Genomic DNA, 12,632 nt, shown 5'->3' with positions numbered 1-12,632 from the left:
TTTTATGTCGTCTTAGGCATCATCGGCTCTACTTGCACGAGCATAAGTTCGATTGAGAGGTGATGTCCATGCTGGTCCGTCTGCTGACATTGGCCGGCGCTGCGGCAGTCGCGGCCATCGTGGTCCCGAACCTTGCGACCAGGTTTCTGTCCCACCCAGACAACGGGAAGGTCACTCAGGTAGCTGCAGCCCCGCCGACGACCACCGCGAAATACGCGATGGGGCGCAGCGTCGTGCTCGACGCCGACGACAGAGGGCACTTCATTGGCACCTTCCGCATCAATGGGCGAACGGAACGCGGACTGGTCGATACCGGCGCCAGTGCGATCACTATCAACTTTTCAACCGCAAGGCGGCTCGGGATTTCGGCGAACACGCTCGACTTCGCCGCGGCACGTGTCAACACGGCCAATGGCATCGTCGGGGCAGCGCCGGTGGTCCTCAGCCGAATCGAGATCGGCGGCATATCGGTGCGCGACGTTCAGGCGCTGGTGCTTCCGGACAAGGCGCTCTCGGGGACTCTGATCGGCATGACCTTCCTGAACCGGCTGTCCTCTTTCCGTGTCGAGGACGGCGACCTGCATCTGGTCAGGTGATTTTCGCGAGGATCGGGGACCTCGTCTCCGGCTCGACCTCATCGATCGTGTAGAGTGCCAAAAGGCGTCGCCGGGCCGCTTCCGCCGCCTGCTGGTCTGCCGCGTGAACGAAGGCGATGAGATCGCCCTTCTCGACCCGCGTTCCAAGCGGCTTCAGCGCATCGAAACCGACGCGGTGATCGATCCTGTCGTCTGGATGCGAACGCCCGCCGCCGAGCGCGATGACGGCCATGCCCAGTTCCCGCGTCTCACAGGCGGCGAGATAGCCGGACTGCTCGGCTTCGACCGGCAGAATGACCGGCGCACGTCCGAGATAGGCGACCGAGCGCTCGATGAAATCCGCCGGGCCACCCAGCGCATGTACCATCTTCCCGAACCGTTCCAGTGCCGCTCCGCTGCCAAGCACTTTGCGCGCCTGGGCTTCACCCTGTTCGGCATCGCCGGCAACGCCGCCGGCCACCAACATTTCGGCGGCAAAGGCGAGCACGACCGTTTCAAGCCGCGTTCCCTTCTTCTCGCCTCGAAGGAAAGCCAGGCAATTGTCGATCTCCAGTGCATTGCCGGCCGCGTCTGCCAGGGGCTCGTTCATGTCGGTCAGGAGTGCGGAGGTTCGAACGCCGGCGCCATTGGCAACGTCGACCAACGAGCGCGCCAGGATTTCGGCCTCACACGCATCGCTCATGAAGGAGCCGTTGCCGAGCTTGACGTCCAGCACCAGCGACTGAAGGCCGGCCGCGAGCTTCTTCGACAGAATCGAGGCCGTGATCAGCGGTACCGAATCGACGGTCGCAGTGACATCGCGGATCGCATAGAGGCGCTTGTCGGCAGGCGCGAGATTAGCGGTCTGGCCGATGATGGCGCAACCGATCTCGTCGACCGTCCTGCGGAAGACACTCGCCGACGGCTGGATATCATAGCCGGGTATGGATTCGAGCTTGTCGAGCGTGCCGCCGGTGTGCCCGAGGCCGCGCCCTGATATCATCGGCACGGCGAGCCCGCAGGCGGCAACGATCGGCGCCAGCATCAGCGAGACGTTGTCGCCGACACCGCCGGTCGAATGTTTGTCGGCAATGGGTCGTTCAATGGCGCTCCAGTCGAGTGTTTCGCCGCTATCGCGCATCGCCAATGTCAGCGCGACGGTCTCCTCGCGGCTCATGCCGGAGAACCAGATCGCCATGGCGAAGGCGGCGACCTGCCCTTCGGAGATCGAACCATCCGACAGGCCGCGAACGAAATCCGCGATCTCGGCCGGGGCGAGGTGCTCGCCGTTGCGTTTGCGCCTGATGGTTTCCTGCGGAAGCATCGTCACCCGCACACCGCGTCGGCCGCGATCATGTCGGCGAGGATCGCGGCAAGCCGCTTGCCGCCGATCGGCGCCATGTCCTTCGTCTCGTGATGGCTGATCTCGCCACCGGTCATGCCGGCGCCGAAATTGGTGATCACAGAGGCGGCAACGACGCGGAGGCCGAAGAAGCGCGCGAGGATGACTTCCGGAACCGTGGACATGCCGACCGCATCGGCGCCAAGGATGCGCGCCATGCGGATCTCCGCCGGCGTTTCGAAGCTCGGTCCGGAGAACCACATGTAGACGCCGGCGAGAAGCGGAATGCCGAGGCGCTCGGCGCTCTCCTGCATTCTTTCCGCAAGCTCGGCATCATAGGCATTGGTCATGCCGACGAAGCGATCGTCGCTGTCGACGCCGATCAGCGGGTTGAAGCCCGAATAGTTGATGTGGTCGGATATCCGCATCACCGATCCCGGCGGCAGATCGTCCCGCAGCGATCCGGCGGAATTGGTCAGCACCAGGCATTCGATGCCGAGCGCCCTCAGGGTTTCGAGCGGGACGCGCATCGCATTGGCGTCGCCCTGCTCGTAGTAGTGGACCCGACCAGACAGCATGACAACAGGCACGCCCGAGAGCGTTCCGGCCACAAGTTCGCCGGCATGGCCGGAGACGCTGCTGACCGGGAAGCCCGGGATTTCGGCGTAGGAGAGGCGCAACGTCTCGTCCAAAGCCTCGACCAGAGAACCGAGGCCAGAGCCGAGCACGATGCCATAGCGTGGAGAGAGGCCCCCGAGCCTGGCCTTCAACAGTTCAGCGGCCGCGGTCATCCGAGAATCTCGGTCTCGAAGCTGTGCGGCAGCAGGTCCGACAGTGCCAGGGTCTTTTTCACGCCGGTCTCGTCGCACAGGAAGATACGCGTGCTGGCGCCGGAGAACTCCGCCAGCCGCTGGCGGCAGCCGCCGCAGGGCGGGCAGAGCGCCAGCTTCTCGGCAATGACGGCGACTTCCATGATCTTGCGCTGGCCGGCCATGACCATATGGCTGATCGCGGTGGTTTCGGCGCACCAGCCCTCGGGGAAGGACAGGTTCTCGATGTTGGCGCCGGTATAGATCTTGCCGTCCTCGGCGCGGATCGCCGCGCCGACCGGAAACTTCGAGTAGGGCGCATGCGCCTTGGCCATTGCGTCACGCGCGGCTTCGAACAGTTCCTTTTCCATGGTTCTAGCGCTCCTTGACATAGGGGACGCCGCCGGCCTTCGGCGGAATGGCCTTGCCGATGAAACCGGCAAGCAGGATTACGGTGAGGATATAGGGCAGCGCCTGCATCAGCTGCACCGGCACCTGGCCGATCAGCGGCAGCGGATTGCCCTGCAGGCGGATGGCGAGCGCATCGAGGAAGCCGAAAAGCAGGCAGGCGAGCATGATGTTGAATGGCCGCCACTTGGCGAAGATCAACGCTGCCAACGCGATATAACCCTTACCGGCGGTCATTCCCTTGACGAAGCCGGCGGTCATGGCCAGCGACAGATAGGCACCTGCAAAGCCGCAGAGAATGCCGCAGCAGATGACGGCGCGATAGCGCATCCAGATCACCGAAATACCGGCTGTGTCGACCGCGCCCGGGTTCTCGCCGACGGCGCGCAGCCGCAGGCCGAAGCGGGTGCGGTAGAGGATCCACCAGCTGATCGGAACCATGGCAAAGGCGACATAGGTCAGGATGAAATGCCCGGAAAGCAGGTCCGAATAGATCGGACCGAGGATCGGGATTTCGCGGATGCTGTCGGCATAGGGGAAGGTGATCGTCTGGAAGCGCGCACCTTCGCCGAGTGCCGGCGTGCGGCCGCCCTGGCGGAACCACGCCTCGCCAAGGATGACGGTCGAGCCGGCGACGATGAAGTTGATCGCGACACCCGAGACGATCTGGTTGCCGCGCTGGGTGATCGACGCATAGCCGTGCACCAGCGACAGCGCGATCGAGATCAGGATGGCGGCGAGCAGCCCCATCCAGACCGACTGGGTGACGGCCGCAACAGCGCCGGCGGCAAAGGCAGCACCAAGCATCTTGCCTTCAAGGCCGATGTCGAAGATGCCGGCGCGCTCGGTGAACAGCCCTGCCAGCGCTGCGAAGATCAGCGGGACGGATACGCGGATGGTGGACTCGAGGAGCACCACGATGACGTGGAAGAAATCCATGGCTTCAAGCTCCCTTGGTCTGTGCCACGACGGCCGCACGGCGGCTCTGCATCGCAAACAGCCGGGCGATCGCCGGCCTGAACATGTTTTCGAGTGCACCGGCAAAGAGAATGACGAGACCCTGGATGATCACGATCATGTCGCGCGAGATCGACGGCATTTCGAAGGAGATTTCGGCTCCGCCCTGGTAAAGCATGCCGAAGAGAATGGCGGCCGGGATGATGCCGGCCGGATGCGAGCGGCCCATCAGCGCCACGGCGATGCCGACGAAGCCTGCGCCCTGCACGAAGTCGAGCTGCATGCGCCCCTGCTCGCCCATGATCGGATTGAGCGCCATCATGCCGGCAAGCGCACCGGATATCATCATGGTGATGACGGTGATGCGGCTTTCACTCATGCCGGCGTAGCGCGCGGCCGAAGGGCTGTGGCCCATGGTGCGCATTTCATAGCCGAGCTTGGTGCGCCAGATCAGAAGCCAGACGCAGAAGGCCGCGACGAGCGCCAGCAGGAACGAGACGTTGAACGGCGCCGTGCCGATATCCAGCCCGAAGATCGCGAGCAGCCAATCGAGCTTGGGCAGTTGCCCGCCTTCGGCGAAGGTGCGCGTCTGCGGCGACATCGATCCGAGCGGCTTCAGCACGCGCGTCAACAGGTAGACCATCAGGCTCGAGGCGATGAAGTTGAACATGATCGTCGTGATGACGATGTGGCTGCCGCGCTTGGCCTGCAGCCAGCCGGGCAGGAAGGCCCAGGCGGCGCCGAAGAAGGCGGACCCGAGGATCGCCAGCGGGAACACCACGAACCACGGCATCGTCTGGTCGAGCCAGAGGCAGGCAAGCGCCACGCCGATACCGCCGACATAGGCCTGGCCTTCGCCGCCGATGTTGAAGAGGCCGGCATGGAAGGCGACTGCGACGGCAAGACCGGTGAAGATGAAGGTGGTGGCGTAGTACAACGTGAAGCCGAGATATTCGCCGCGGCCGAAGGCGCCGTTGATCAGGTGATAGGCCGCTTCCAACGGATTTTCACCGACGAGCAACACGACGAGACCGGCGACGAGGAAGGCAACAGCGAGGTTGACCAGCGGGACGAGGCCGTATTCGACCCAACCCGGAAGCTTAGCATAGGGGGTGCTCATTCTGCGGCCTCCTTGCGGCCTTCAACGCCGGCCATCAGCAGGCCGAGTTCGCCCTCGGTCGCATCCGGATCGCGCTCGCCGACGACACGGCCGGCAAACATGACGAGGATACGGTCCGACAGGGCGCGGATTTCATCGAGTTCGACGGAGACCAACAGGACAGCCATGCCCTGGTCGCGCATCTCGATGATCCGTCTATGGATGAATTCGATGGCGCCGACATCGACGCCGCGCGTCGGCTGGCCGATGATCAGCACATCGGGCCCGCGCTCCATTTCACGCGCCAGCACGATCTTCTGCTGGTTGCCGCCGGAGAAATTGGCGGTCTTCAGCCGCGGATTCGGCGGGCGGATATCGTATTCGGCGATGCGCTGCTCTGCGTCCTTGCGGATCGCATCGACGTTCAGGAAGACGCCGTTGAGGTAACGCTTGTCGTGATGATAGCCGAGGATCGCGTTTTCGCATTCCTCGAACTTCAGCACGAGACCGACATGGTGGCGGTCTTCCGGCACGTGGGCGAGACCACGATTGCGCAGTTCGGAGGGGTCGGCGCGGCCGGTAACGTCGATGGGCTTACCGTTGAGAAGCACGGAGCCCGACACGGCGCGACGAATGCCCGAAATCGCTTCGAGCAGCTCGGATTGGCCGTTGCCGGCAACTCCGGCAATGCCGACGATCTCACCCGCCCTCAGGTTGAAGGAGACGTTGTCAACCATGGTGACACCGCGGCCGTCCTTGACCGTCAGCCCCTCGACCGCGAGCTTCACCTCGCCGGGCTTGGCCTCGCCCTTTTCGACACGCAGCAAGACGCGACGCCCGACCATGAGTTCGGCAAGCTCTTCGACCGAGGTTTCAGCCGTCGTGCGCGTTGCTACCATCTCGCCGCGGCGCATGACCGACACCTCGTCGGTGATCGCCATGATCTCGCGCAGCTTGTGGGTGATGAGGATGACGGTCTTGCCCTGGTTCTTCAGCTGTTCGAGCACCCGGAAGAGATGGTCGGCCTCAGCCGGCGTCAAGACGCCGGTCGGCTCGTCGAGGATCAGGATATCGGCCCGGCGATAAAGTGCTTTCAGGATCTCGACGCGCTGCTGCAGGCCAACGGGCAGTTCCTCGATGACGGCATCCGGATCGACTTCTAGCGCATATTCGCGCTCCAGCCGCTTCAGCTCGACGCGCGCCTTGGCAATACCTTTGTTGAGGATCTGGCTGTCCTCGGCGCCGAGCATGATGTTTTCGAGCACCGTGAAGTTCTCGACCAGCATGAAATGCTGGTGGACCATGCCGATGCCGGCGGCGATCGCCGCATTCGGATCGCGGATCGCGACGGGTTTTCCGTCGACGAGGATTTCACCGCTATCGGCCTGATAGAAGCCGTAGAGGATCGACATCAGGGTCGATTTTCCCGCACCGTTTTCGCCGATGATGCCGTGGATCGTCCCTTTGCGGACTTTTAGATTGATGTTCTTGTTGGCGTGGACCGGACCGAAACTCTTGTCGATCCCACGCAGTTCGATGGCAATATTGTCCATATTGGCCTTGCGATCCCCAAACTGGCCCGCTTCGGCATTCTTCCCAGAAACCGTGCCGGCGATTTTTTTACCATTTGGTCTAAGTTTATCATCGATTTTTCGGGGCGAAAGCCCTCAACCGTGATCTCCTTATACTCTCATCAGATCGCTGGTGAGAGTCCAGCGTGAATATACACAGGCACTTGGACGCGAAAAACCGGCGACAACGGGTGCCGCCGGTCCTTCATATTGGGATTATTTGGTGGTTCTCAGACGGCTCGTACGGGCCGAAGCAGCCTGAGGGCATTCATCGTGACGAGAACGGTCGCACCGGTGTCGGCGAGGATCGCCGGCCAAAGGCCGGTAACGCCGATGATCGTCGTCACCAGGAAGACCGCCTTCAGGCCAAGCGCAATCGTGATGTTCTGAACGATGTTGCGCATCGTCGAGCGGGAGAGCCGGATCATCGCCGCAACGTCGCCGACACGGCCGTGCAACACCGCCGCGTCCGCCGTTTCCAGCGCCACATCGGTGCCGCCGCCCATGGCGATGCCGATGTCGGCCGCGGCCAGCGCCGGCGCGTCGTTGATGCCGTCACCGATCTTGGCGACGTTGAAGCCTTCCGCCTTCAGTTCGCGCACGATACGTTGCTTGTCCTCGGGCAGGAGTTCCGCACGGACCTCCATGCCGAACTGGCGGCCGATCGCTTCGGCCGTGCGGCGGTTGTCGCCCGTCAGCATGACGACGCGGAGGCCGGCGTCCGTGAGCGCCTTCACACCCGCGGCCGCATCCGGCCGAGGCTCGTCACGCATGGCAATGGCACCGGCCATCACGCCACCGGCGACCAGCACAGAAACGGTTTTGCCCTCATCGTTGAGAGCGGCGACGCGCGCCTTTTCGTCGGCCGTCATCGGCGTCCGCTCGGCTGCGGCCTTCGGCGAACCGAAGAACAGCGCGATGCCTTCGACGGTGCCTTCCAGCCCCTTGCCGCCCACCGCATTCACAGTGGCGATATTGGGGATCGCAACGCCATCAGCCGTGCTGCGCTCCAGAATGGCCCGGGCAAGCGGGTGGCTCGATCCCTGCTCCAGTGCTGCGGCAAGACGCAGGACCTCCGCCTCCGTCCGGCCGAAGCCGACGATGTCCGTCACCTTCGGCTTGCCTTCGGTCAGCGTTCCGGTCTTGTCGAAGGCGGCGGCCGTGACCTTGCCGACATTCTCAAGCACAGCGCCGCCCTTCATCAGCAAACCGCGACGGGCGCCGGCCGAAAGGCTGGCGGCGATCGCTGCCGGTGTCGAGATGACCAGCGCGCAGGGGCAGCCGATCAGAAGGATGGCAAGACCCTTGTAGATCCACTCGTCCCAGGAGCCGCCGGAGAGAAGCGGCGGCAGCACCGCCACAAGCGCCGCGACGACGACGACACCCGGCGTATAGTAGCGCGAGAAGCGGTCGATAAAGCGCTCGGTCGGCGCCTTGCTTTCCTGGGCTTCCTCCACCATGCGGACGATGCGCGCAATGGTGTTGTCGGCAGCGGCGGCCGTGACCCGCACGCGCAGCGCGCCGGAGCCATTGACGGTGCCCGCAACCACGGTGTCATCGACTTCCTTGCGCACCGGCGTGCTCTCGCCGGTAACCGGCGCTTCGTCGACGGCACTTTCGCCGGAGAGAATGACTCCGTCAGCCGGAATGCGGTCGCCGGGGCGAACGAGAATGACGGCGCCCACGCTCAGCGTTTCGGCCGGAACCTCATCCAGCCGCCCATCGCGCTCGACGAAGGCGGATTTCGGAACGAGCGCCGTCAGCGACTGGATGCTGGCGCGCGCCTTGCCGGCGGCCACGCCCTCCAGCAGTTCACCGACCAGGAAGAGCAGGACGACCATTGCCGCCTCTTCCGTCGCGCCGATGAAGACCGCGCCGATCGCGGCGATCGTCATCAGCATCTCGATCGAAAACGGCGTGCCCATGGTCGCAGCGACAAAGGCGCGCCGCGCAATCGGCAACAGGCCGACGAGCATGGCGAGGGTAAAGATCCAGGGCTCGGTCGCCGGGATCGTCTTGCCGACCGCATAGGCGGCAATCAGCGCCAGGCCGCTGGCAATCGTCAGCTTGCCCTTGCCCGACTTCCACCAGGGGCCGCTCGTCGGGCCGTGGTCATGACCGTGAAGGCCCATCGCTGCCGCGGCTGTCTCGCCCTTCTGGCTGGCGTTACCCTCGTGATGATGGGCGTGCTCATCGTGTCGATGACCATGATCATGGTCATGGTCATGGTCATGACTGTGATCGCCGTGATCGTGGTCGTGGTTATGGTCATGATCGTGTCCGGAGCAGACATGCGCCGCTTTCCGCTCCGACGCCTGGCCTGCCTGGATCGGATGCAAACGATAGCCGAGCTTTCCGACCCTGCTCACAATCGACGTCGCAAGATCGTTTTCGTCGGCAAACTTGACCGACATGGTGCCCGCCGACACAGAGACCGATACGTCCTCGACGCCCGACAGCCGGCGCACCGCCGTATCGATCTTGGACGCGCAGGACGCGCAATCCATGCCCTCGACGCGATAACGGGCTTCCCGAATAGTGCTCGCCATAACCTGCTCCTTGCAAATTCTGAAGCAAGGCTACGACCTCTAGCAACTAGAGCTACAAGGCCAAATTGCTGCGTGATTGCAGATTTTTTGGCGAATTATCGCGACAGGAAGCGGATGACCCAGTCGGCAATGCCCCGATAGGGCGGTTTCACCAGGTCGCTCGGCGCCGGATCGAGTTTCCTCAGCACCGGCATCGCCTTGGAGAAGGTCAGGAACCCGTCGCGCCCGTGATAGTGGCCCATGCCGCTGGCGCCGACGCCGCCGAAAGGCAGGTCGTTGCAGCCGAACTGGTAGAGCGTGTCGTTGACGCAGACCCCGCCGGCGACGATGCGTGACAGGACGGCCTCGATTTCAACGTTATCGCGACTGAAGCAATAAAGTGCCAACGGGCGGTCGCGATCGCGCGCATAGGCGATGGCTTCGTCGATGGAAGCGTAACTGACGATGGGAAGGATGGGCCCAAAAATCTCCTCGCCCATGACGGCGCTGTCGTGGTCCGGATCAAGCACGAGCGTCGGCAGCAGGACGCGTTCCCGCGCTATCGCGTCTGCTGCCCCTTCGAGAAGGGAAACCACCGGATGACCGCGCGCCTCGGCATCCGCAATGAGCCGCTTCAGGCGCTCGTACTGGGCGTCGTTGATGATCAACGTGTAATCGTCGAGACCACGCTTCGACCGATAGCGCGCCACAGCCTCCCGTTTGAGCTGCTCCACGAAAGCATCCCGCCTGCTCTCATGGATCAGCACATAGTCGGGCGCGATACAGGTCTGCCCGGCGTTGAAGAACTTTCCGGTCGCGATGCGCGCAGCAGCCTTGGCGAGGTCTGCGGCTTCGCCGACGATCGCCGGCGATTTGCCGCCGAGCTCCAGCGTGACAGGTGTCAGGTTCTGCGCGGCCGCCGCCATCACCTTGCGGCCGACGGCGGTCGAGCCGGTGAAGAACAAGTGATCGAAGGGAAGGGCGGAGAAGGCTGCCGAAAGCTCGGCGGCCCCCAGGGCAACAGCCACCCGTGTCTCGGGAAAGACTTCGGCAAGCAGCGAGCGAAGGAATTCCGCGGTGCGCGGCGTGTGTTCGGACGGCTTCAGGTACACGTGGTTACCGGCCGCGATCGCCGCCACCAAGGGGGCAAGCGCCAGGTTGACCGGGTAGTTCCACGGCGAAATGATACCGACGACACCGAGCGGCACGAAGCGCACTTCGGCCTTCGCCGGCCATAGCTTCCAACCGGCCTTGCGTCGTTCCGGCCGAACCCAGTGTTTGAGCTTCGCCAGCGTGTGGTCGATCTCCGAGAGTACGACACCCCCTTCGCCAAGCAACGTCTCATGCCGGGCGCGATGACCAAAATCCTCTTCGATCGCCTCGCACATCTCCTCCATGCGGGCGCGCAGGCGATCCCTGAGCCGGCTCAGGTCCGCACGGCGTTGTTCGACGGACGGCCGGTTGTCGCGCCAGGTCGTGCGTAGCCCGTCGAAAGTGGCATGGAGACCTGCGGGGTTGTCAGTGGCTATGGTCATCGGTCGAGCGGGCAAAGAACCATTGGGCTGCGTAGTAGGTGCCAAGCACCCAGAGCGCGTTGAAGGGGATCGCGAAGCGGAAGCGGCCATAGGCGAGTATGCTGTCACTGATCAGGAACAACAGGCCGCCATAGGCGGCGAGCCGTGCCGCCGTTGCCCGGGGCGTTCCCGAAAGCTGTCGGGCGCGGGAAATGGCCTGAGCCGCCATTGCTCCAAGCGCCAGGGCGTAGATGATGACGGGAATGCGCATTTCGTCAGGAAGCGAGGTCCAGAGCCCACCGACAACGGCGAGCGCAACGAGGGCAAAGGCCGCGAAGATGCCTTTGCTTTCGGCAAACTTGGCATCACGGGTGAGTGCGTAAATATAGGTGCAATGGGTCAGCAGAAAGCAAACGAGGCCTGCCAGGAAATAATCACCCGGCAGCATAAGAAAGACATCGCCGGCCGCCGCGAAGACGAGACCGATAGCAACGGCCCAGGCATAGGCGCTGGGTGTTTCAGAGATCGTTCGCAACACCACGACGAGAAGCAGCAGCGTCGCCGTCGGCTTCGCCAGATAATGCAGCCAGCGCCAGGGAGAATCGTCGGGGGCGGCAAGCAGGCTGCCGAGGATCGCCAAAGCGGCGCAGACGAAAAAGAGCACGTGGACGGGCCGGCTTCGGTGAACGTCCAAGGTTCCCTGATAACTCATGTCGCGCCACTCCCGCCCTAAGGCCGCGTTTCGACTCTGTTCCGGTCACGGCGATAGTTTCTATTTTTGCGCGATTGTCCAGCGGGCGCGCGCGGGCATATCGAGCAACACTACACTCCTGACGGACTATTGCGGACATCGCTCCGCTGGTGAACCGTCCGAAGCGCCGCAGGATTGCCCTTTCGCCGGCGGCTGGCTCATAGTGCGTTCCATGATCGCCCATTCCGCCAACGGACCGCAGCCAAGATCGGCCCCCGAACTCTTGCTGCTGCACGCATTGCCGCTCGACGGTTCCATGTGGGCGGAGCAGATGCATCTGCTGCCAGACGCAACCCATGCTCCGACCCTCTATTCTTCGGGAGAGACGATTGACGCATGGGCGCGGGCCGCACTCGAACCGCTGAAGGGCGACAATATCATCGTGGTCGGCTGTTCCGTCGGCGGATCATGCGCGCTCGAGGTCGCGACCATCGCACCGCAACGGGTCTCGGCGCTGGTGCTGATCGGCACGAAGGCCAGGCATCATCCCGATCCGACTTTCCATGCCTCTGCGCTCAGGCTGATTGACGAGGAAGGCCCGGAAGCTGCCTGGGAATCCTATTGGGCGCCGCTGTTTTCCCGCGCCACCGGTGCGGCGACTGTCAACCGGGCGAAAGAAATGGCGTTACGATCCTCGGCGGCGGAGATAGCAAGGGGCGTTACCGTGTTTCATACGCGACCGAGCCGGGATCACTGCCTCTCGACGTTTCCAGGGCCGATCACGATCGTGTCCGGAGCGGACGACGTCGCTCCGGGGCCAAGGGCGGGCGCCTTGCAGGCCGCCGCCGCGATCGACGGCCGTTTGCACGTCCTCCCGGCTTGCGGCCATTATGTCCCACTGGAGCGTGCGTTTGCGCTGAACGCGATCCTTACGGGTCTGATCGGCTCTTTGGCCGTTGCCTGATCTGCCCGCCTGCGCCCGTCTGGGTCTTTTCCCTGCGGTTTAAACGTCAAAAAGCCCGCTGGATTTCTCCATGCGGGCTTTTTTTGATTTGGTTGCGGGGGCAGGATTTGAACCTGCGGCCTTCAGGTTATGAGCCTGACGAGCTACCGGGCTGCTCCACCCCGCGTCCAGCGC

At 63.6% G+C, this 12,632-nt stretch carries 11 protein-coding genes and 1 tRNA gene; 2 read left to right on the top strand and 10 right to left on the bottom strand.

Translation table 11 applies throughout. The annotated features are described in order from the left end of the window. Positions 1-68: 68 nt before the first annotated feature. Positions 69-596, top strand: coding sequence for a TIGR02281 family clan AA aspartic protease (locus tag IB263_RS00060; RefSeq protein ID WP_034805316.1), 528 nt, complete (start codon positions 69-71; stop codon positions 594-596). Here IB263_RS00060 and deoA read toward each other — a convergent pair. From deoA to IB263_RS00015, 9 genes are all read right to left on the bottom strand, one after another. Further along, positions 589-1,905, bottom strand: a complete 1,317-nt coding sequence (gene deoA / locus IB263_RS00055; protein ID WP_192437313.1) for a thymidine phosphorylase — start codon at positions 1,903-1,905, stop codon at positions 589-591. The genes IB263_RS00060 and deoA overlap by 8 nt on opposite strands. Next, positions 1,902-2,708 carry a purine-nucleoside phosphorylase gene (locus tag IB263_RS00050; protein WP_060580511.1) on the bottom strand — a complete coding sequence of 269 codons (807 nt, stop codon included), beginning with the start codon at positions 2,706-2,708 and terminating at the stop codon, positions 1,902-1,904. Before IB263_RS00050 ends, deoA begins: the two co-directional genes overlap by 4 nt. Next, a complete protein-coding gene (locus IB263_RS00045) occupies positions 2,705-3,097 on the bottom strand; it encodes a cytidine deaminase (RefSeq protein ID WP_034805117.1) in 393 nt (130 codons plus the stop codon). Before IB263_RS00045 ends, IB263_RS00050 begins: the two co-directional genes overlap by 4 nt. A 4-nt stretch (positions 3,098-3,101) precedes the next feature. Continuing rightward, positions 3,102-4,073 (bottom strand): ABC transporter permease, encoded by a 972-nt coding sequence (locus tag IB263_RS00040; RefSeq protein WP_043622808.1) that lies wholly within the window; start codon positions 4,071-4,073, stop codon positions 3,102-3,104. A 4-nt stretch (positions 4,074-4,077) separates the two neighbouring features. Then, positions 4,078-5,211, bottom strand: coding sequence for an ABC transporter permease (locus IB263_RS00035; RefSeq protein ID WP_034805123.1), 1,134 nt, complete (start codon positions 5,209-5,211; stop codon positions 4,078-4,080). Further along, positions 5,208-6,743: an ABC transporter ATP-binding protein gene (locus tag IB263_RS00030; protein ID WP_034805126.1), complete on the bottom strand. Its 1,536-nt coding sequence runs from the start codon at positions 6,741-6,743 to the stop codon at positions 5,208-5,210. Before IB263_RS00030 ends, IB263_RS00035 begins: the two co-directional genes overlap by 4 nt. A gap of 248 nt (positions 6,744-6,991) precedes the next feature. Then, a complete protein-coding gene (locus IB263_RS00025) occupies positions 6,992-9,310 on the bottom strand; it encodes a heavy metal translocating P-type ATPase (protein WP_192437311.1) in 2,319 nt (772 codons plus the stop codon). A gap of 95 nt (positions 9,311-9,405) precedes the next feature. Beyond that, entirely contained in the window at positions 9,406-10,818 is a 1,413-nt protein-coding gene (locus tag IB263_RS00020) for a coniferyl aldehyde dehydrogenase (protein ID WP_371814041.1), read from the bottom strand. After that, the gene (locus IB263_RS00015) at positions 10,808-11,515 is read right to left on the bottom strand and encodes a lysoplasmalogenase (protein WP_192437307.1); all 708 of its coding nucleotides are present in this window, start codon (positions 11,513-11,515) and stop codon (positions 10,808-10,810) included. Before IB263_RS00015 ends, IB263_RS00020 begins: the two co-directional genes overlap by 11 nt. A gap of 211 nt (positions 11,516-11,726) precedes the next feature. On the opposite strand from IB263_RS00015, the gene IB263_RS00010 reads away from it, so the two are divergent. Continuing rightward, entirely contained in the window at positions 11,727-12,458 is a 732-nt protein-coding gene (locus IB263_RS00010) for an alpha/beta fold hydrolase (RefSeq protein WP_192437305.1), read from the top strand. Positions 12,459-12,547: 89 nt separating this feature from the next. On the opposite strand, the gene IB263_RS00005 is transcribed toward IB263_RS00010, so the two are convergent. Next, positions 12,548-12,624: transfer RNA gene (locus IB263_RS00005), tRNA-Met, on the bottom strand. Positions 12,625-12,632 lie beyond the last annotated feature (8 nt).

Source organism: Ensifer sp. ENS03, from assembly GCF_014852035.1.
GTDB lineage: Bacteria > Pseudomonadota > Alphaproteobacteria > Rhizobiales > Rhizobiaceae > Ensifer > Ensifer adhaerens.
The sequence above is the reverse complement of the archived record's forward strand: the minus strand, read 5'-3'. Positions and strand labels throughout refer to the sequence as shown.